Genomic DNA, 21,470 nt, shown 5'->3' on the forward strand with positions numbered 1-21,470 from the left:
TATAAATAATTATAAAAAATAATGTTATATATTTTTTTATATAAGTTAATGCTGTTATTTTTATTAATATAGTAGGGTTATTCTATCAAATTATTGCTATTAACCGCTTGATTTTATTACAATACCAACACAATTTATTTTTAACGCATAACTCCGAGCTTGTTTAGCCTAAGTTTCATAAGAAATACGGTGGCAAGCCAATAACGCGGTACGTTATTCAGGGATACGCTGGAAACGGTTTATCCTCTCCATATTTAGAAAGGTGTAAAATGCAATCCATTCCTATCAAGAACGTAGGAGAGTCTCGCTTAGTCGATCCTTTCCAACGCCAATATTACTATCTACGACTGTCGATTACCGATCAGTGTAATTTTCGTTGTACCTATTGTTTACCTGATGGTTATCAACCCGAAGCTAACAAACCAAGTTTCTTAACCTTAAAAGAAATTACCCATCTTGCTCAAGCGTTTGCTGAAATGGGCACAGAGAAAATCCGTTTAACAGGTGGCGAACCGACTTTACGCAAAGATTTTATTTCTATTGCTGAAAGCATTGCTAATATTGATGGAATCCGTCAATTAGCCGTCACGACAAATGGCTATCGCATGGCAAAAGATGTGGCTGATTGGAAGAAAGCAGGGATTACGTCCATTAACGTCAGTGTTGATAGCTTAGATCCAAAAATGTTCCACCAAATTACGGGTATCAATAAATTTGATGACGTGATGCGTGGTATCGATCGTGCATTTGAAGTGGGCTACAACAAAGTTAAAGTTAATTCAGTTTTGATGAAAAATTTGAATGACAAAGAGTTTGAGCAATTCCTTGTTTGGGTGAAAGATCGCCCAATTCAAATGCGCTTTATCGAACTCATGCAAACGGGCGAAATGGATAGTTTCTTTGATAAATTCCATCTTTCAGGACAAGTATTAGCGGATAAATTGCTGCAAAATGGTTGGCAATTACAACACAAATCCCATACTGATGGCCCTGCTAAAGTATTCACGCATCCTGATTATGCAGGCGAAATTGGCTTAATTATGCCTTATGAGAAGAATTTCTGTGCAAGCTGTAATCGTCTCAGAGTATCAGCGAAGGGCAAACTTCATCTCTGTCTATTCGGTGAAGAAGGCATTGAATTACGTGATTTATTGCAATCCCATGAACAGCAAGATATTTTGCAAGCACGTATTTTTTCTGCATTGCAAGGCAAACGTGAACATCATTATTTGCATATCGGTGATAGTGGTGTAAGAAATCATTTAGCCTCTATCGGTGGCTAAAAGAAAATAGGTGAATTTGCTATTCACTTATTTTGCTTTTGTCACACATGTAAAACATTCAATATTTTAACCGCACTTTATTTTATTATGACTACATTTACGCATATCAATTCTCAAGGCGAAGCCAATATGGTGGATGTTTCTGCAAAAGCAGAGACTGTTCGTGAAGCTCGTGCTGAAGCTATTGTGACCATGTCAAAAGAAACCCTTTCTATGATCGTGGAAGGCAAACATCACAAAGGCGATGTATTTGCTACTGCTCGTATTGCAGGGATTCAAGCGGCAAAACGTACTTGGGAACTTATCCCGCTTTGCCATCCCTTATTACTTTCTAAGGTAGAAGTGAATTTAGAACCGTTACTTGAAACCAATCAAGTTCGCATTCAATCTTTTTGCAAATTAACCGGAAAAACCGGCGTAGAAATGGAAGCATTAACGGCAGCAAGCGTAGCAGCCTTAACCATTTACGATATGTGTAAAGCCGTACAAAAAGACATGGTAATTGAGCACGTTCGCCTGTTAGAAAAGAGCGGTGGAAAATCTGGTCATTTTATTGCGGAGGAAAAATAAGATGCTAAATGTTTTATTTTTTGCTCAAACTCGAGAATTAATTGGGGAAGATTCTATTCAGCTTGAAGGCGATTTTGCGACAGCGGAAGCGGTGCGTGAACATCTTGCTCAAAAAGGTGATAGATGGGCGTTAGCGTTAGAAAAAGGGAAGCTTTTAGTCGCCATTAATCAAACCTTGATGCCATTAGAAAGTGCGGTCAAAAATGGCGATGAAATTGCATTTTTCCCACCGGTAACGGGGGGTTAAATGACGGATATTCAAATTTCAGTACAAGAACAACCTTTTGATCAAAATGCCGTTTACCAATGGCTTTCTGAACAACATTCGGTTGGTGCAACAGTTATTTTTGTGGGTAAAGTACGCGATCTTAATTTAGGTGATGAGGTATCTAGCTTATATTTAGAACATTATCCCGCCATGACAGAAAAAGCCTTACGTGAAATTGTAGAACAGGCGAAAGCCCGTTGGGATATCCAGCGAGTGTCAGTGATTCATCGAGTAGGTCTTTTACATACTGGCGATGAAATTGTTTTGGTTGGAATTAGTTCCGCTCACCGAGGCGATGCCTACCACGCTAATGAATTTATTATGGACTTCTTAAAATCTAAAGCCCCGTTCTGGAAAAAAGAACAAACCAATCAAGGCGAACGTTGGATTGAAGCAAGAGAAAGCGATAAAGAAGCGTTAAATAAGTGGTAATTCAATATAAAAAATATGGTCATTTTTATGGCCATTTTTACTTTTATTAGCAGAATAAGTATATAATTATACATATACTTTAAGTTATTAATTTATCTTTAATTTATCTTTAATTTATCTTTAATTTATCTTTACATTACATTTAACTTTTCCATAAAAAACTATTCTTTGTCAGCTTTTGTAAAATCTTGTAAATTATCTGTTAATTGCTGAGTTTCGTATTATACTTATACAGAATCAAGATCTTGTTTGTCTTGACTAGTTATTTTTAGATTATAGGAAACTTTAATATGAATCATGTTTTTAAAATTATTTGGAATAAAGTAAATCAATGCTGGGTTGCTGTTTCAGAACTAAGCAAATCTGTGAGTAAATCATCTCAAACTGACAAACGTAAAGCATTAAATGTAATTATTGGCGCTGCAGTTTTAGCAGGTGCAACCACAAGTGCGATGGCTGAAACCAATGTTGTTGTCAATGATAAAGGTACTGTTATTGGCGGAGCTGGTGCAGGAGCTGATCGAACTAACGCAGTTGTTTTAGGTAATAGTGCTAATTCTAATACGGCAGACTCTATTGCTATTGGTACAGGAGCTAAAGTAGAGGGAGATGCTGATTACAACAAATACAATATTGCAATTGGTAATAAAGCTCGATCAACCAATAGAGAAACAGTTGCCATTGGTAACAATGCAGATGGTTGGGGAACTGGTGGTGTTGCAATTGGTGGTGGTAGTAATGCATCCGGACGTGGTACGGCAATTGGTTATGGCGCAAAAGCTAGCGGCGTAGAAGGTTTAGCAACCGCTATCGGTAATGAATCAAATGCAAGTGGTCGTGGCGCGATCGCTATGGGTAATGGCGCAAAATCATCAGGAAATGATGCTATTGCTTTAGGCTTTATAGCTAATGCGAGTGGAGAAAATGCGGTTACTATTGGTGTGCGTTCAGTTGCAAGTGGCCAAGCTTCTGCTGCTTATGGTATTCAAGCTCAGGCGACAGCCGAGCGCTCAATTGCTTTAGGGGTTGTATCTAAGGCAACAGGAGGTCATAGCGTTGCATTAGGTGATTCCTCAAGAGCATATGGGCATTGGTCTACTGCAATTGGTTCTATTGCTGTTGCTAAAGGTTATTCTGCAACTGCTGTAGGTGATATGGCTCACGCTGATGGATCTGCTTCTAGTGCTTTAGGTCATTCATCTAACGCAAGTGGATCTTCTTCTATTGCAATTGGTGATCAAGCGAATGCAAAAGCGCGTAATACTGTTGCTATAGGATCGAATTCAACCTCATCTGCCGCGGATGCTATGTCATTTGGTAGCGGAAGCAATGCTTCAGGTATGAGTTCTATTGCTATTGGTGATAGCACCAAAGCTGAGGGTTATAATTCTGTTGCGATGGGTAGAAATTCTAAGGCGAGTGAAACTAATTCTGCAGCTATTTTAGGAAATGCGACTGGTATCAGCAGTATTGCTATTGGTGGTAATGCGACTGCAGCAAATTCTGTTGCATTAGGTTCTGATTCTACTAATACTCATGAAGATTCAGTTGCTCTAGGCTCAAGTTCTGCAGGGGCAAAAAATGTGTTTAATGATGCTGCTACTAAATTAGAATCTTTTGATGATGGTGCAAATTCAAAAACAATTAATTATAACGGCACTTCTTCATATAAAACGATAATTGATTTTGATTTTGGTGATTCTTTCACTAAAGAATCAACCGGTGCAGTATCTGTCGGTGATGGCTCTCTTGTTCGCCAGATCCAAAACGTAGGTGCAGGTCGAATTACTGCTGAATCAAACGATGCCGTAAATGGTAGCCAGTTATATCAAGCCTATTACAATGCAGGTTTTAACATTAAAAATAATGGTGAAGAAACATCACGTATTAATACCCATGGCAAAGTAAATTTTGTGAATGGTAAAAATACCGAAGTGGTTGTTAAAGACGGTGAAAATGCTGCTGATATTACAGTGAATTTAAAAGATGATATTACTGTTAATAATGTTACAGCTAAAAATGTCACCGTGGGGCCTGTTACGATCAATAAAGATGGTATTAATGCAGGTGATAAAAAAATCACGAATGTATCAAATGGTACAATTTCAGCAGATAGTAAAGATGCTGTGAATGGTAGCCAATTATATGCAGCGAAGAACGAGCTTAATACCAATATTACTAAAGCCGCAGCGGCAGCTAAAACAGAAGTAAAAGCTGGAACGAATGTAGAGGTGACTTCTGAAACTGGTGCGAATAATCAAACGATTTACACGGTTAACGCAAAAGACACTTCAGCTTCTGTTGAAGCTGCTTCTGATGCTGTTACAGTAACAGTTGGTGAAAAAACAGAAGTTAAAAATGGTATTTCTGTCACAACAGTAACCAATTACAAAGTGGATCTTTCACAAAAAACCAAAGATGAAATCAAAAATGCAGGTGGTCGTGGATTTAACGTGACTGCAAGTGCATCTGAAGGTACTGTTGTAAATGAAGTGACAGAAGAAACGGTTCAGTCTACTGCAACAAAAATGGATAAGTTAACACTTGATGCGGGTAAAAACATTAAATTAACCCACAAAAAAGGCAAAGTGTTAAGTGTTGCAGTATCTGACACACCGACATTCAAAAATGTGACAACAAAGGGTGATCTTAACGTTGGCGGTACTGTCCATGCACACGGTGGCTTGGATGTTCATAATAATCGTATTGTGAATGTGGCTGATCCGAAAGACCCAACTGATGCAGTAAATAAACGTTATGTTGATAATGCTGTGAAAAACATTAATAACAACATCAATCGTTTAGACAATAAAATTGATCACGTTGATCGTAAATTACGTGCAGGTATTGCAGGTGCAACGGCGATTTCTTTCTTACAACGTCCAAATGAAGCGGGTAAAAGCTTAGTTTCTGTTGGTGTTGGTGGTTATCGCAATGAAAATGCCATCGCAGTTGGTTATGGCCGAAATTCTGATAATAATAAAATTTCGATTAAAGTTGGTGCAAGTATCAATAGCCGTAGTGATGTAAACTGGGGTGGAAGCATCGGTTATCAATGGTAATTATTTAATAAAAAGGCAGAGTAAAATCTGCCTTTTCTTTTGTTATGTTGAGATGAAAAAGTGCGGTCAAATTTAACCGCACTTTTTGTTTTTATTGATTAAAGCACTTTAACGATGCTTTCGCATAAATAACGAATATTGTCTTCAGTGATACCGGCCACATTGATACGACCAGAACGAACAGCGTAAATCGCAAATTCTTCTTTTAAGCGATCAACTTGTTCAGGTGATAAGCCGCTGAAAGAGAACATACCGTTTTGTTCCATAATAAAGCTGAAATCTTGTTCTGCACCATATTCTTTTAATAACTGAACGAATAAATGACGCATTTTTTTGATACGTTCACGCATTTCAGTCAATTCATTTTCCCATTCTTGACGAAGTTGTGGATCATTTAACACCGTTGCTACGGTTGCACCACCATGAGACGCAGGGTTAGAGTAGAGAGTGCGAATAATTGATTTCACCTGTGTTAATGCAGTTGAAGCAATTTCGGCATTTTCAGCCACAAGGGTAAAGGCACCTACACGCTCATTGTATAAACCAAAGTTTTTAGAGAATGAACTTGCCACTAATAATTCTTTATGATTTGCCGCAAAAGCACGTAAACCGTAAGCATCTTGGTCTAAGCCATTTGCTAAACCTTGATAAGCAAAGTCAAAGAGTGGCAACCAGCCATTTTTTGCTGAAAGTGCGGCTAATTCTTGCCATTGCTCAGGAGTTGGGTCAATACCGGTTGGATTGTGGCAGCAACCGTGTAAAAGCACGACATCACCTTCGCTTGCTTGGCTTAAATCTTCAAGTAAATGTTCCCAGTCAAGGGCTTTGCGTTCAGCATCATAATAACGATATTCACGAATCGTCATGCCTACCGCATTGAAAATTGCATTGTGGTTAGGCCATGTTGGTGTACTAATCCACACATTTTGTGCTTTGGTTTGGCGTTTAATGAATTCTGCCGCAATGCGTAGTGCACCTGTGCCACCTAAACTTTGCGCAGTTCTTGCACGGTTTGCTTTAATGACTTCGGAATCTTTACCGAAAAGGAGCTCTTTTGTGCGTTCGTTATAATCGGCAATACCATCGATAGTCAGATAGTTTTTAGTCTTTTCGTTATCAAATAAGCGTTTTTCGGCTTCTTTTACCGCGCGCATAATCGGCGTTGTACCTTGTGCATCTTTATAAACGCCAATACCTAAATTGATTTTATTTTCACGTGTTTCAGATTTGAATGCTTCGCCTAAGCCTAAGATAGGATCGGCCGGAGCCGCTTTGATATGTTCAAACATAGCTTTTCCTTATGTATGTGTTGTGAGATAAGTAATTTTATACTTCAGCCGATAGATTTTATCAAGAAGAACCTGATAAAAATTAACCGCACTTTGATGTTTTTAGATATTCATCAAAAAGTGCGGTTGTTTTTTTTGATTATTTTAATTTCTCAATCGCCCAATTTAAACCAGATTGATAGTCATCAGGGAGTTCGTGACGAAGTTTTTCAAGCTGTTGAATAATGATCGTTTTGTCTGGATGCGTAATATTGATATGACCTAATTTCCGACCAGGACGAACTTCCTTACCATACCAATGTAACTGAGAGAAAGGCGTGTTCAACCATTGTGAATTATGTTCTGTACCAATCAAGTTGACCATGACACTTGGTGCAATGGGTTGTAACGATGGAGTGGGTAAATCTAGTAAAGCACGTAGATGCAATTCAAATTGACTAATAGCACAACCTAATTGTGTCCAATGCCCACTGTTATGCACACGAGGGGCAAGCTCATTAATTAATAATTTATTCCCCACCACAAAGCATTCCATCGCCATTACTCCCACATATTCAAGCTTGTCCATGATTTTTCCAAGCATAGATTCAGCCTGAGTTTGTTGGCTTTGTTGTTGAGGGAATGAAATATCTGTCACACTGTAACGTAAAATGCCATTTTGCTGTAGGTTATGCGTCACTGGGTAGAAACGTTTTTCACCATTTTTAAATCTAGCGCCTACAATAGACACTTCATAATCAAAAGGAATAAATTTTTCTGCAATAATTTCACCAAATAAATCGTCCGTAATATCACGTTGATTATTTTCAGTGATAATCCATTGACCTCGGCCGTCATAACCACCGGTACGACGTTTTACCACGACTTTTTCACCCACGTTTTTAAATACTTCAGACCATTGCGTTTTATCTTTTAATAAACACCATGGCGAGGTAGAGAGATTGAGTTCATCTAGTAAAGATTTTTGGGTAAAGCGATCAGCCAATAAGCCAAAAACATTCTGATTAACGAAATTCTTATGATGGCCTAATAACTCGGTTAAAGGTGTTTTTTCCCAACGTTCAATTTCTGCGGTGATGATGGCATCTTTAGGTAAATCAAATACGGGCGCATTGAACTCAAGCGGTTGAACGTGAATATCTAAAGGTGCGCCTGCATAACGTAACATTCTGCCGAGTTGACCATTACCAAGCACATAAACGGTAGGATATAGGGTAGAGTTTTGCATAAAATTTCTCATCAAATCTAGCTAAAAAAACAACCGCACTTTAAAAAGTGCGGTCAAATTGAAAGGCGTTTTATGTACGTGGATCAGGATTATCCAATACCATATTAGTTTGATTTTCGCGGAATACTTGTAGGCGAGCGAATAACGCATTATCCCAACCTGCAAGAATTTGTGCGGCGAGTAATCCTGCATTAGCAGCACCAGCAGGGCCAATCGCTAACGTACCGACAGGAATGCCTTTAGGCATTTGTACGATAGAATAGAGACTATCAACACCGCTTAACATAGAACTTTTAACTGGGACACCCAATACCGGTACAAGCGTTTTAGCTGCAATCATACCGGGTAAATGAGCAGCGCCACCCGCACCCGCAATAATCACTTTGTAACCATTCTTTTGTGCATTTTCGGCAAATTCAAACAGTTTGTCGGGGGTTCGATGTGCGGAAACGACTTCAACATGATATGCCACATTGAGTTCATCTAAAATTTGAGTGGCTTCTTGCATGGTTGCCCAATCGCTTTTTGAGCCCATCACAATAGCAATTTGTGCGGTATTTGACATATTTTTAAAAAATTATCTGATAAAAAACGATGCGTAGAATAGCATATTTACCTACTTTTAAGCAAACGTTTGCTATGTGGTAAAAACTGAAAATTCCATTGCAAGTTTTGTCATAAAATCTTATCCTAATATGAGTTTTTTTCTTAGAAATAGAGCAGATTATGTTAGCTAAAGCGAAATATAGAAAAGATTACAAACAACCTGATTTTACGGTTACGGATATTTTCCTTGATTTTCAATTAGATCCTAAGCATACCGTTGTCACTGCAAAAACAACATTTCAACGTTTAAATGATGAAGCAACCCATTTACGATTAGATGGTCATGGCTTCCAATTTGCCTCCATTAAATTCAATGGCGAAGATTTCAAACATTATCATCAAGACCACGAAAGTTTAACGTTAGATTTAACCAATCAAAGTGCGGTCAATTTTGAACTTGAAATTGTGACGAATTTAGAGCCTGCACAAAACACCTCTTTACAAGGGCTTTATCAATCTGGCGAGGGCATTTGTACACAATGTGAAGCAGAAGGTTTCCGTCAAATCACTTATATGCTTGATCGCCCAGATGTATTGGCGCGCTATACAACCAAAATTACCGCAGATAAGACTAAATATCCTTACTTACTTTCTAATGGCAACCGCATTGCAAGTGGTGAATTAGAAGATGGTCGTCATTGGGTTGAATGGAATGACCCATTCCCGAAACCAAGCTATTTATTCGCTTTAGTGGCGGGTGATTTTGATTTATTACAAGATACCTTTACAACAAAAAGTGGTCGTGAAGTGGCCTTAGAGCTTTATGTTGACTGTGGCAATCTTGATCGTGCTTCGTGGGCAATGGAAAGCCTGAAAAAATCCATGAAATGGGATGAAGACCGTTTCAATTTAGAATACGACTTAGATATTTACATGATTGTTGCTGTGGACTTCTTCAATATGGGTGCCATGGAAAATAAAGGGTTGAATATTTTTAACTCTAAATTTGTGTTGGCAAATCCACAAACCGCAACCGATGATGATTATCTCGCTATTGAAAGCGTAATTGCGCATGAGTATTTCCATAACTGGACGGGAAACCGTGTAACTTGCCGTGATTGGTTCCAATTAAGTTTGAAAGAAGGTTTAACGGTTTTCCGTGATCAAGAATTTTCATCTGATACAGGCTCTCGTGCCGTTAATCGCATTAATAACGTGAAATTCTTACGTACGGTGCAATTTGCCGAAGATGCAAGCCCAATGTCACACCCGATTCGCCCTGAAAAAGTCATTGAGATGAATAACTTCTATACCGTGACCGTATATGAAAAAGGGGCAGAAGTGATTCGTATGTTGCACACTTTATTAGGTGAACAAGGTTTCCAAAAAGGGATGCAACTTTATATTGCTGAAAACGATGGTAAAGCGGCAACCTGTGAAGATTTTGTTTCTGCAATGGAACGTGCAAATGACGTTGATTTAGCACAATTCCGTCGTTGGTATAGTCAATCAGGTACACCAGAATTATTGATTAGCGATGCCTATGATGAACAAACTCATACTTATCGTTTAACGGTTTCGCAATCTACGCCACCAACAGCGGACCAAATGGAAAAAGTAAACTTACATATTCCATTGAAAATTGCGCTTTACGATGCCAAAGGCACGAAACAAATGTTACAGCATAACGGTGAGTTGCTAAGCGATGTGTTAAATGTGACAGAAAAAGATCAAGTCTTTGAATTCCATGGCATTTATGGTCGCCCAATTCCTGCGTTATTATGTGATTTTTCTGCACCGGTGAAGCTCGATTATGATTACACCACAGAACAGTTATTAGGTTTACTTAAATTTGCAGATAACCAATTTGCTCGTTGGGATGCAGCACAAATGTTGTTTACTCAAGAATTACGTCGTAATGTGGCGCATTTCCAACAAGGCGAGGCCTTTGACATTTCACCAGATGTTTTGACCGCACTTGCGCATGTATTGGAAAATTACGAACAGGATATCGAATTAGCCACATTAATTCTAACCTTGCCAAAAGATATTGAGTTTGCTGAAAACTTCAAAACGATTGATCCAGATGGCATTTCTGCTGCAAGAGAATTTATGTTGGTACAAATCGCAGAATACTTGAAAGAAGATTTGCTACGTATTTATACACATATTCGTCTTGAAAATTATCGAGTGACGCAAGAAGATATTGCCTTACGAGCGATGCGTAATCTTTGTTTAAGTTACTTGGCTTACACCAATTTAGGCAACAATGTAGTTCAAAAACATTACAATAATGCCAATAATATGACAGATACGTTGGCTGCATTAAATATGGCAACCAAAGCGGCATTACCTTGCCGTGATGCCTTGTTAGCAGATTTTGAACAAAAATGGCAACATGATGGCTTAGTCATGGATAAATGGTTTGCTTTACAAGCCACTCGCCCAGATGAAAACGTATTGGAAATTGTACAAGTGTTAATGGATCACCCAAGCTTTAACTTCAACAATCCAAACCGTTTACGTTCATTAGTGGGTAGCTTTGCAAATCACAACTTAAAAGCATTCCATCATATCAGTGGTTCAGGCTATCGTTTCTTAACGGATGTCTTAATTCGTTTAAATGAAACAAATCCACAAGTAGCAGCGCGTTTAATTGAACCATTAATTCGTTTCTCACGTTTTGATGCACAACGTCAAACACTAATGAAACGAGCCTTAGAACGCTTAAGTGCTGTTGAAGATCTCTCAAAAGATTTATTTGAGAAGATTGAAAAAGCATTGCAATAATCTCTGCACAGATACTTCATAAATTCAATACGGGATGTCTAAGACATTCCGTATTTTTTTCAAATTTGTTAACTATATCAATCTTTTCTTTTATTGCCTTTGATAGAATGATTAATGGCATTTCGCCATATTAGTTAATAAGGATTTTATATGAAAACATACAAAACATCAGTGCTGGTCAGTATGATGCTTGGCATTTTTTCAACAACAGCATTTTCAGCCACTGTGCCTGCTAGTACAACACTTTCTGAAACACAGATTTTCCGTCAAAATACACATAGTGATCCTGGTTCTCTTGATCCCCAATTGGTACAAGAAAATACCGCTGCCCAAATTGTGATTGATTTATTTGAAGGGTTAATTTGGTTGGATGAAAATGGTCAAGTGCAGCCTGCACAAGCAGAAAAATGGACAGTCTCTGACGATGGGAAAATTTATACCTTTTCATTGCGTGATGCAAAATGGTCGGACGGTACACCAGTAACTGCTCGAGATTTTGTGCTAGGTTGGCAACGTGCAGTTGATCCTAAATTTGGTAGCCCTAATGCAAATTATTTAACAAAGGCACATATTTTAAATGCAGAAGAAGTGATGCAAGGTAAACAGCCTATAAGTGCGTTGGGTATTAAGGCGATTAATGATAAACAACTTGAAATCAAACTAACCCAAGCCACACCTTACTTCTTACAACTACTGGCATATCCAACAATGTTCCCTGTTCCCCATCATAAATTGACACAATTTGGTGATAAATGGGCAACTCCTCAAAATATCGTGAGTAATGGTGCTTATAAATTAAAACAATGGACAATTAACGAGAAAATTACAGCGGAACGTAATCCATTTTATTGGAATGATAAAAATACGCTCATTAATACTTCAGAATATCTATTTCAAGAAAGTTTGGCTTCTGCCTATCAACGTTACCAAGCTAAAGAATTGGATTTAACTTGGATACCAGTGGAGCAAATACCGCATATTCAAAAACACACACCGGATGCACTGATTGTCGTGCCTCGATTAACCACGGAATTCTATACATTCAACGTGGCTAAACCTCCATTTGATAATGAAAAAGTACGCAAGGCGTTATATCTTACTTTAGATAGATCATTGATTGCCGAGCATATTATTGGTTTGCGCAAACCAGCAGCAACATTGACACCACCAGAAGTTGATGGTTTTAATGCGCCAAATATTGCTGAATTAAATCAGCCATTAACAGAAAGAATAGCGCAGGCTAAAAAATTATTAAATGAAGCGGGGTATAGTGAAAAAAAACCGCTTCAATTTGAAATTTTTTATAATAAGTATGCAACTCATGAAAAAGTGGCGTTGGCGCTCGCTTCTGAATGGAAGAAACAATTAGGTGCAGATGTAAAATTACGTACGATGGAATGGAAAACCTACTTGTGGGAACGCAATGTCGGTAATTTCCAATTATCCCGTATGTCAATTGATGCAGAATATAATGAACCATCAGCATTTCTTAATTCATTAGTTTCAACATCTCCAGAAAATGTGGGGCATTGGAAGAATGAGAAATTTGATCAAATCATGAAAGAAGCACAAAGTACTTTAAATGACAAGACGCGTGCCGCATTATATCGACAAGCAGAGCTAATTATTGCGGAAGACGCGCCTCTAATCCCAATATTCTATTCACCATTGATTAAAGTCATCAACCCAGCAGTAGGTGGATTCCCAATGCATAATCCACAGGATTATGTTTATACCAAGGAGCTTTATATTCGCAAGTAGAGTTATCTAAGTACCTTTCGTTGCATATACTTTGCTTTCATTTTAAAATGCAACACAACTTTTCAACAAAAGTGCGGTAAAATTAACCGCACTTTCCATTTACAGTGAACTATCCTGAGAGATAAACGAGTATGTATTCTTTAATCCGTAAAGCCATTTTTTCCCTTGATCCTGAAACCGCCCATGATTTAGTGATTAAATCATTGCATTTAGCGGGTAAATCACCTTGCCAATTTTTATTAAAGCAGCTTTTGGCTTGTCCACAAGGCACACCTAAGCAAGTAATGGGCATTACCTTTAAAAATCCTATTGGGTTAGCAGCGGGCGCAGATAAAAATGCCGAAGCCATTGATGGATTTGGTGCGATGGGATTTGGTTTTATTGAAGTAGGAACGGTTACGCCTTTAGCGCAAGAGGGAAATGCAAAACCTCGTCAATTCCGTTTAGTGGAAGCAGAAGGGATTATTAACCGTAACGGATTCAATAATTATGGCATTGATTACGTGGTCGAAAATGTTAAAAAGGCAAAATTTGATGGCGTAATTGGGATTAATATTGGTAAAAATAAAATCACGCCCCTTGAAAAGGGTAAAGATGATTACTTATTTTGCTTAAACAAAGCTTATAACTATGCGGATTATATTACAGTAAATATTTCATCACCGAACACTCCGGATTTACGCCAATTACAGTATGGTGATTACTTTGATGATTTATTGCAAAGTATAAAACAGCGTCAAAAAGTATTAGCTGAGCAATATAACAAATATGTACCGATTGCAGTAAAAATCGCACCTGATTTATCCGAGAGCGAGCTCGTTCAAATTGCAGATACCTTACTTCGTCATCAAATGGATGGGGTAATTGCGACTAATACGACGATTTCACGTGACAACGTCGCAGGTTTGAAAAATGCGGAACAACAAGGTGGCTTAAGTGGAAAACCATTACAGCAGAAAAGTACAGAAATTATTCAAAGATTGCATCAAGAGCTGAAAGGTCAAATTCCGATTATTGGGAGTGGTGGTATTGACGGTGTACAAAATGCACAAGAGAAGATTGCAGCAGGTGCTGAATTGTTACAAGTTTATTCGGGTTTGATTTATCACGGTCCAAGCTTAGTTAAAGAATTAGTGAAAGCGATTAAATAAATGACAAAAAAATATGATTTACATTGCCATAGTACGGCCTCAGATGGTGTTTTAACGCCTACGGAGCTTGTGCAACGAGCTCATGAGCAAGGTGTCAATGTGCTTGCTTTATGTGATCACGACACCGTGATGGGTATTGATGAGGCTAAAATTGAAGCAGATAAATTAGGTATTGAGCTGATTAATGGCGTGGAAATTTCAACGAATTGGGAAGGTCGTGGCATCCATATTGTTGGATTAAATTTTGATAAAACACATCCTAAAATGACCACACTTTTAGCCGAACAAAAATCATTGAGAGAAAAAAGAGCGGTTGAAATTGGCCATAAATTAGAAAAAGCAGGCGTTCCCAATGCCTATGAAGGCGCAAAAGCGTTAGCCAATGGGGAAGTGACTCGTGCCCATTATGCGCGTTATTTGGTACAAATCGGAAAGGTTTCAAATGATGGCCAAGCCTTTAAGCGTTATCTAGGCGGTGGCAAATCGTGTTTTGTCAAAGCTGAATGGGTGAATATTCCAACGGCGATTGATACGATTCATGCAGCAGGTGGTGTCGCAGTCATTGCCCATCCTATGCGTTATAACATGACAGGAAAATGGATTCGTCGACTAATTATTGATTTCAAACAATGGGGCGGTGATGGTATGGAAGTCGCAGATAGTGGACAAACTAAAGATCAGCGTCAATATCTTGCGCGTTTAGCCAATGAATATGACTTAGCCGCCTCTTTAGGCTCGGACTTTCATTTTCCTTGTGGATGGATTGAACTTGGAAAGAATTTGTTTTTACCTGAAGAGGTAAAACCGATTTGGACATTATTTGAATAATAAAGGGCGGTTAAATTCGCCCTTATTTTTTATATTTGACTGTTCTCACACAAACCGAGGCTCGCGAGAAATTCAATAAATGCGCGAACTTTAGCTGGTAAATGACGACGATTTGGGTAAACCACATAAATATCTAAAGGTTTTTGTTTATATTCAGACAAAATTTCAACTAACTCACCTGAAGCAAGCGCATCTTTGACAAAGAAACTAGGTGAGTTACTGATGCCCAATCCCGCTTTTGTCATTTCTAACAATGCCATACCATTATTGGAAACCACTTTAGATTGAATTTTATACCGTTGAATTTGATTGGCTTTTGTTGATTGCCAATGTACTTGATTTAACGATGATTTATAAAGTAAACCTTGGTGATATTCTAAATCGTCAGGTGTAAATGGTGTGCCTCGTGCTTCTAAATAACTTGGAGAGGCAACAAAATGCATAGGGGAGCTACTAATTTTACGCGCAACAAGTGAGCTATCTTGCATATAGCCAATCCGTAATGCTAAGTCATAGCCCTCAGCAACAAGATCGACACGTTTATCTTCAAATTCAATTTCTACGTGTAAATTGGGATGAAGTTCAATAAATTTAGGCAAGTTAGGCGATATATAAAGCAAGCCAAAATCACGAGGCACAGAGATTAATAAATTACCTTGTAAGCTTGTCGCCATATTACTAATGCTAGAATCAGCCTCGCTTAAATCTAATAAAATAGCTTGGCAACGTTGATAATAAAGCATACCAGCTTCAGTTGGTACAATTTTTCGTGTTGTACGTTGTAATAATCGTGTTTTTAAATGTTCTTCTAATTGTGAAACTAGTTTACTCGCCATGGCCACAGAAATATTCTGTTGGTTTGCGGCTTGTGTAAAACTTTGCGTTTCGATTACTTTACAGAAAACCGAAATTGCATTGAGTTTATCCATTTATAAATCCTTTTTGAAAAAAAGCTTGATTTTATCGGCGTAAGTTTGCAGTATATCGCCAATTTTACAGAATTCTAGTTATATTTTAGGTAAGCAAATGAGCAAATCTTTAGTGATTGTGGAGTCGCCGGCCAAAGCGAAAACCATCAATAAATATTTAGGTAGCCAGTATGTGGTGAAATCCAGCGTAGGGCATATTTGTGATTTGCCTACAGCAGGGAGTAGCACAGGCGAGAAAGCTAAACCAGTTTCCACTAAAGGATTAAGTGCGGAAGAAAAAAACAAAATTAAAGCAGAAAAAGACCGTGCGGCCTTAGTGAAACGTATGGGGGTTGACCCCTATGACGATTGGAAAGCCAATTACCAAATTCTACCAGGCAAAGAAAAAGTGGTAGCCGAGTTAAAATCCCTTGCTAAAAAATCCGATCATATTTATCTCGCAACCGACTTGGATAGAGAAGGAGAGGCTATCGCGTGGCATTTACGCGAAGTGATCGGCGGTGATGATAGCCGTTTTAGTCGCGTTGTATTTAATGAGATTACGAAGAAAGCGATAGAAAAAGCATTCCAGCATCCTGCACACATTAATATGGATCAGGTTAATGCTCAGCAAACCCGTCGTTTCTTAGACCGCGTGGTAGGCTTCATGGTGTCGCCATTATTATGGAAAAAAGTGGCACGAGGACTATCTGCCGGACGTGTGCAATCTGTTGCCGTGAAATTGGTGGTAGAGCGTGAACGTGAAATCAAAGCATTCCAACCGGAAGAATTTTGGGAAATTGAAGCGCTGACCCAAACGAGAAAGAAAGAAGACTTGCGTTTGGATGTTGTGCAATATAAAGGCAAGAAATTTGAGCCTAAAAATGAAAAAGAAGCCCAAAGTGCGGTCGATTTCTTAAACAAATCACATTACGTTGTCACAGATTTAGAAACAAAACCAACAGGTTCTAAACCAAGAGCACCATTTATTACTTCAACCTTACAACAAACTGCAAGTACGCGTTTAGGTTTTGGGGTGAAGAAAACTATGATGTTGGCACAACGTTTATATGAAGCCGGTTACATCACTTATATGCGTACGGACTCTACCAACTTGAGCCAAGATGCATTAAATATGGCTCGCTCTTATATTGAAAGTCATTTTGGCAAAGACTATTTGCCCGCTAAACCGAATTTCTACTCGAGCAAAGAAAACGCACAAGAAGCGCACGAAGCGATTCGTCCTTCTGATGTAAAAACGCTCGCAGATCATTTAAGTGGCATGGATAAAGATGCGGTGCGCTTGTATGATTTAATCTGGCGTCAATTTGTAGCCTGCCAAATGCCGGCTGCACAATATGACAGTACAACCGTTACCGTAATGGCTGGCGATTATGAATTGAAAGCCAAAGGCCGTATTTTACGTTTTGATGGTTGGACAAAAGTCTTGCCACAATTAGGTAAAAATCCCGAAGACCAAATTTTACCGGCTGTGAGTTTGAACGAAACATTAGCACTAAAAACGGTTTCACCAAGCCAACACTTTACCAAACCGCCCGCTCGTTTTACCGAAGCAGCATTAGTTAAAGAATTGGAGAAACGTGGTATTGGTCGCCCTTCCACTTATGCGGCAATTATTTCGACTATTCAAGAACGTGGTTATGTGCGCATTGAAAATCGCCGTTTCTACGCAGAGAAAATGGGCGAAATCGTTACAGATCGCTTAAATCAATCTTTTACTGATTTGATGAGCTATGATTTCACTGCCAACATGGAAAACGTACTAGACCAAATTGCGTCCGGTGAGAAAAATTGGAAGGCTGAGTTAAATCAATTCTTCAAAGATTTCTCTACCCAACTTTCTACGGCTGAATTGGACGAATTAGAAGGTGGAATGAAGCCGAATAGCCTTGTACTCACCGATATTGATTGTCCAACTTGTGGCCGAAAAATGGCGATTCGCACAGCAAGTACCGGTGTATTCCTTGGTTGTTCTGGTTATGCTTTACCACCGAAAGAGCGTTGTAAAACCACGATTAATCTCATTCCAGAAGCAGAATTACTCAATGTATTGGATGAGGCTTCTGAGACCAAAGCCTTAATGGATCGTAAACGTTGTCCGAAATGTGGCACGGCGATGGATAGCTATATCATTGACCCATATCGTAAATTACATATTTGTGGTAATAATCCAAATTGTGATGGTTATTTGGTTGAACAAGGCCAATTCAAAATTAAAGGCTATGACGGTCCGATTGTAGAATGCGACAAGTGTGGTGCTGATATGCACTTGAAACTCGGTCGTTTTGGGAAATATATGGGCTGTACCAATTGTGATAACACCCGTAAGATTTTGAAAAACGGCGAGGTTGCACCGCCAAAAGAAGAGCCGGTTCATTTCCCTGAATTGAAATGTGAAAAATCTGATGCGTATTTTGTATTGCGTGATGGTGCTAGTGGTGTGTTTATGTCTGCACATAACTTCCCGAAATCACGTGAAACACGCCCAGCAAAAGTGGCGGAATTAGCCCTTTATCGTGATCGTTTACCAGAAAAATTACGTTATTTAGCCGATGCGCCACAAAAAGACCCAGAGGGCAATGAAGCGATTATCCGTTTCAGCCGTAAAGAAAAACATCAATATGTGACTTCTGAAAAGAATGGTAAAGCCACAAAATGGATTGTGGATTATATTGATGGAAAATGGGTAGAACGGAAAAAGTAGGATGAACATCACGGTTTATTGCGGTGCGAGTTTAGGTAATGATTCTGCCTATCAGACTGCCGCAGAAAAATTAGGTAAATGGATTGCAGATGGTCAACATACTTTAGTTTATGGTGGCGGAAAATTAGGATTAATGGGCGTGGTTGCTGATACTGTGCTCGCTCATCAAGGCAAAGTAATTGGCATTATTCCTCAATTTTTACAAGACAGAGAAGTTTCACATCCTAATTTGACCAAGACCGTGGTTGTTGAAAGCATGTCTGAGCGAAAAAATAAAATGGTTGAGCTTGGTGATGCTTATATTGCTTTGCCTGGCGGACCAGGCACTTTAGAAGAGATTGCTGAAGTGATTTCTTGGGCGCGAATTGGAAAAAATAACAATCCTTGTATTCTGTTTAATGAAAAGGGGTATTTTGATTCACTAAAGTCCTTTTTTAGCCATATGGTGAAAGAAGGCTTCTTTACTCAAGGTGATTTTGAGAAGATTTTATTCTCGAATAATCTTCAAGAAATCGAAACCTTTATTGAACATTACCAACCTCCAGCGTTAAGAACATATTAAAAAAGTGCGGTTAAATTTGACCGCACTTTTTTTATGATTAATGGTGATGATGTTCTGGTTTTGGTGGTAATTTAGCACGCGCTTTACCAACAGGTAAAATTAACGTTGCGTAATTTGCCGATTGTTGGCACACCTTTTGATCTTCAAATGGTTCTTTGTGAATCACTTTAAGTTTCCAAGCACCTTCAATTAATGGGATAAAGTTAACTTTACCTTCACTATCTGTTTTACCTGAAAACGCTTGTGGTTCACGGTGAGATGTTGCCGCTTCCATATCTTTTACGACAAAGGTATCAGACGTTGCAATAATCGTTTCGCCCGCAAGTGGTTTGTCTTTATAGAAAATTTGAAGAGGGAAAGCTTCGCCTGCTTTAATTGTTTTTGGATCTTTGAGTGGCACAATTTCAAGTGGTAAGCCGAGGCGTGTCATTGCCATATCTGCATTTAATGGTTTTTTGCCCACTACAGTAAAGGCTTTACCAAACATTTGAGTTTGTTCGCAATAGAATGCATTTGGTGTGTCTTGTAAGTTATCCATTTTCCAACCTTCATTATTTTGTGACCAGAAAGTTGGTTTATAAGTAGCTGTTACCCAATATGAACCGTCTTTTAACGGTTTTTCTGATTGATATTGGTAGTTTTCACCTTTTTGTACTAATGTTTGCATTTCACCATCTTGATTGATGAGTTCCATCGGTGGAAAAATCGCGAGACGTTTTTCAGGAATTTTTTCAACGTAGGGGTAGTCACCATAAGCTAAATCAGCTTTTAAAACGCTATTAGAAGCAAGTTGTGCTGGTGTTGCAACCCAAACTTCATGGGCTTGCGCAAGCGCAGAGAAGCCAAGTAGTGCTGCAATTAATGTTTTTTTCATTATCTTTCCTTTTTAATAATAAATCAATTTATAGAAAGTCTTCGATAGGGCGGACGAGTATAACGAAAAAGAAATGATGAGACGAATGAAAAAAGTTGATTTTGTGAGGAACTTCACATTTTTTTAACAAAAAAGTGCGGTCAATAAAACCGATTTTTTTCTGACCGCACTTATTTTAAATAAAAAGCTAAATAGGCTTATTTTTTAGATGGTTTAATGGCTAATAAATTACAGCTTAATTTACTAATTACATGTTCAGCCGTATTACCTAATAACGCTGCAGATAAGCCTGTTCTTCCCACTGTGCCTAAAATCACTAATTCAGCTTCAATTTCTTTCGCCACTTCAGGAATCACCTCTTCAGGGAAACCTTCGCGTACATGGGTATGATCCTCATCAATACCAAATTTTTGACGTAAGGCTTTCATATTGATAAGGTGTTGACCACGAATACCATTTTCATAACCTGAAGTATTAAATTCAGGTAAATCAATCGCCATATTAATTGGCGCAACAGGGTAGGCGGCCACTAAATGTACATTACCACGGTTTAAATTTTCCGCTAAACTCATGCCTGTTGAAACTAACTCTCGGTTAAATTCATCTTGATATTCTTGCTCACCCGATACATTCACGGCGACTAAAATACGGCGTTGGTGTTTCCAGTCACCATCACGGACCATTAATACTGGAATTGGACATTTACGTAATAATTGCCAATCTACTGGTGTGAAAATCAATGAAGTGAAGCTTTCTTCATCTTTGGTGTATTTTACAACGAGGTCGTATTGATTCTTTTCAACTTCTTCGCGAATTGCATCTGCTTCATTACTGCTCCATACAATGTGAGATTCAAACTCAATTTCTGGATCTGCATATTTATCTAAATAAAATTGTACGGCTTGACGTTGTTGCTCAATGGCTGTTTCATGCATTTGACTACGTTCTTCTGAAGAAAGAAGTGCAGACATTTCATAAGATAAGTCATAGACACTCAACAGAGCGGTGATTTTTACTTTTGTTTCATTTTGTTGCTCTTTAACAAGACGAACTGCACGGGCAAGTGCATATTGTTTTTCATTATCAGGATTAAGTACAACAAGAATATTATTAAATTTCATAAAGCCTCCAAGATATGAGATATCAATAGGATAGAAAAGATTTTAAGTGATGACAAGAACCTATTATAAAAA

Annotated in this window: 17 protein-coding genes and 1 riboswitch; of the genes, 11 read left to right on the forward strand and 6 right to left on the reverse strand. The window is 38.4% G+C overall.

The window, feature by feature from the left end; translation table 11 throughout:
• The first annotated feature begins 139 nt into the window (after nucleotides 1–139).
• Nucleotides 140–281: riboswitch (molybdenum cofactor riboswitch) on the forward strand.
• From moaA to ADA56_RS00670, 5 genes are all read left to right on the forward strand, one after another.
• Entirely contained in the window at nucleotides 270–1,283 is a 1,014-nt protein-coding gene (moaA, locus tag ADA56_RS00650) for a GTP 3',8-cyclase MoaA (RefSeq protein WP_049355725.1), read from the forward strand. Its footprint overlaps the riboswitch before it by 12 nt.
• A gap of 87 nt (nucleotides 1,284–1,370) precedes the next feature.
• Nucleotides 1,371–1,853: a cyclic pyranopterin monophosphate synthase MoaC gene (moaC, locus tag ADA56_RS00655; RefSeq protein ID WP_049368740.1), complete on the forward strand. Its 483-nt coding sequence runs from the start codon at nucleotides 1,371–1,373 to the stop codon at nucleotides 1,851–1,853.
• 1 nt (nucleotide 1,854) lies between these two features.
• Nucleotides 1,855–2,100 carry a molybdopterin synthase sulfur carrier subunit gene (gene moaD / locus ADA56_RS00660; protein WP_005625813.1) on the forward strand — a complete coding sequence of 82 codons (246 nt, stop codon included), beginning with the start codon at nucleotides 1,855–1,857 and terminating at the stop codon, nucleotides 2,098–2,100.
• Nucleotides 2,101–2,553, forward strand: a complete 453-nt coding sequence (gene moaE, locus ADA56_RS00665) for a molybdopterin synthase catalytic subunit MoaE (protein WP_049368741.1) — start codon at nucleotides 2,101–2,103, stop codon at nucleotides 2,551–2,553.
• Nucleotides 2,554–2,843: 290 nt separating this feature from the next.
• A complete protein-coding gene (locus tag ADA56_RS00670) occupies nucleotides 2,844–5,615 on the forward strand; it encodes a YadA-like family protein (RefSeq protein WP_049368742.1) in 2,772 nt (923 codons plus the stop codon).
• Between the two features lie 98 nt (nucleotides 5,616–5,713).
• Here ADA56_RS00670 and ADA56_RS00675 read toward each other — a convergent pair whose 3' ends face one another.
• From ADA56_RS00675 to purE, 3 genes are all read right to left on the reverse strand, one after another.
• Nucleotides 5,714–6,904: an amino acid aminotransferase gene (locus ADA56_RS00675; RefSeq protein ID WP_049368743.1), complete on the reverse strand. Its 1,191-nt coding sequence runs from the start codon at nucleotides 6,902–6,904 to the stop codon at nucleotides 5,714–5,716.
• Between the two features lie 139 nt (nucleotides 6,905–7,043).
• Nucleotides 7,044–8,132: a 5-(carboxyamino)imidazole ribonucleotide synthase gene (gene purK, locus ADA56_RS00680; RefSeq protein ID WP_049368744.1), complete on the reverse strand. Its 1,089-nt coding sequence runs from the start codon at nucleotides 8,130–8,132 to the stop codon at nucleotides 7,044–7,046.
• Nucleotides 8,133–8,202: 70 nt separating this feature from the next.
• The gene (purE, locus tag ADA56_RS00685; protein ID WP_049368745.1) at nucleotides 8,203–8,697 is read right to left on the reverse strand and encodes a 5-(carboxyamino)imidazole ribonucleotide mutase; all 495 of its coding nucleotides are present in this window, start codon (nucleotides 8,695–8,697) and stop codon (nucleotides 8,203–8,205) included.
• Nucleotides 8,698–8,858: 161 nt separating this feature from the next.
• On the opposite strand from purE, the gene pepN reads away from it, so the two are divergent.
• From pepN to rnm, 4 genes are all read left to right on the forward strand, one after another.
• Nucleotides 8,859–11,468, forward strand: a complete 2,610-nt coding sequence (gene pepN / locus ADA56_RS00690; protein ID WP_049368746.1) for an aminopeptidase N — start codon at nucleotides 8,859–8,861, stop codon at nucleotides 11,466–11,468.
• Nucleotides 11,469–11,618: 150 nt separating this feature from the next.
• Nucleotides 11,619–13,229: an ABC transporter substrate-binding protein gene (locus ADA56_RS00695; RefSeq protein ID WP_049368747.1), complete on the forward strand. Its 1,611-nt coding sequence runs from the start codon at nucleotides 11,619–11,621 to the stop codon at nucleotides 13,227–13,229.
• A 131-nt stretch (nucleotides 13,230–13,360) separates the two neighbouring features.
• Nucleotides 13,361–14,380, forward strand: a complete 1,020-nt coding sequence (pyrD, locus tag ADA56_RS00700) for a quinone-dependent dihydroorotate dehydrogenase (protein ID WP_049368748.1) — start codon at nucleotides 13,361–13,363, stop codon at nucleotides 14,378–14,380.
• On the forward strand, nucleotides 14,381–15,208 hold the full coding sequence (gene rnm, locus ADA56_RS00705; RefSeq protein ID WP_049368749.1) for an RNase RNM: 828 nt from the start codon (nucleotides 14,381–14,383) through the stop codon (nucleotides 15,206–15,208). It abuts the gene before it with no gap.
• A 29-nt stretch (nucleotides 15,209–15,237) separates the two neighbouring features.
• Here the strand turns inward: rnm and ADA56_RS00710 are convergent, their stop codons facing one another.
• Nucleotides 15,238–16,137 carry a LysR family transcriptional regulator gene (locus tag ADA56_RS00710; protein ID WP_049368750.1) on the reverse strand — a complete coding sequence of 300 codons (900 nt, stop codon included), beginning with the start codon at nucleotides 16,135–16,137 and terminating at the stop codon, nucleotides 15,238–15,240.
• Between the two features lie 97 nt (nucleotides 16,138–16,234).
• On the opposite strand from ADA56_RS00710, the gene topA reads away from it, so the two are divergent.
• Both topA and ADA56_RS00720 read left to right on the forward strand, forming a co-directional pair.
• The gene (gene topA, locus ADA56_RS00715) at nucleotides 16,235–18,841 is read left to right on the forward strand and encodes a type I DNA topoisomerase (RefSeq protein ID WP_049368751.1); all 2,607 of its coding nucleotides are present in this window, start codon (nucleotides 16,235–16,237) and stop codon (nucleotides 18,839–18,841) included.
• A gap of 1 nt (nucleotide 18,842) precedes the next feature.
• Nucleotides 18,843–19,403: a TIGR00730 family Rossman fold protein gene (locus ADA56_RS00720; protein ID WP_049368752.1), complete on the forward strand. Its 561-nt coding sequence runs from the start codon at nucleotides 18,843–18,845 to the stop codon at nucleotides 19,401–19,403.
• A gap of 37 nt (nucleotides 19,404–19,440) precedes the next feature.
• Here the strand turns inward: ADA56_RS00720 and ADA56_RS00725 are convergent, their stop codons facing one another.
• Both ADA56_RS00725 and uspE read right to left on the reverse strand, forming a co-directional pair.
• The gene (locus ADA56_RS00725; protein WP_049368753.1) at nucleotides 19,441–20,277 is read right to left on the reverse strand and encodes a DUF4198 domain-containing protein; all 837 of its coding nucleotides are present in this window, start codon (nucleotides 20,275–20,277) and stop codon (nucleotides 19,441–19,443) included.
• A gap of 197 nt (nucleotides 20,278–20,474) precedes the next feature.
• The gene (gene uspE / locus ADA56_RS00730; RefSeq protein ID WP_049368754.1) at nucleotides 20,475–21,398 is read right to left on the reverse strand and encodes a universal stress protein UspE; all 924 of its coding nucleotides are present in this window, start codon (nucleotides 21,396–21,398) and stop codon (nucleotides 20,475–20,477) included.
• Nucleotides 21,399–21,470: the final 72 nt, after the last annotated feature.

Origin of the sequence: Parahaemophilus parainfluenzae, assembly GCF_001055095.1 — a bacterium.
Classification (GTDB): domain Bacteria; phylum Pseudomonadota; class Gammaproteobacteria; order Enterobacterales; family Pasteurellaceae; genus Haemophilus_D; species Haemophilus_D parainfluenzae_Z.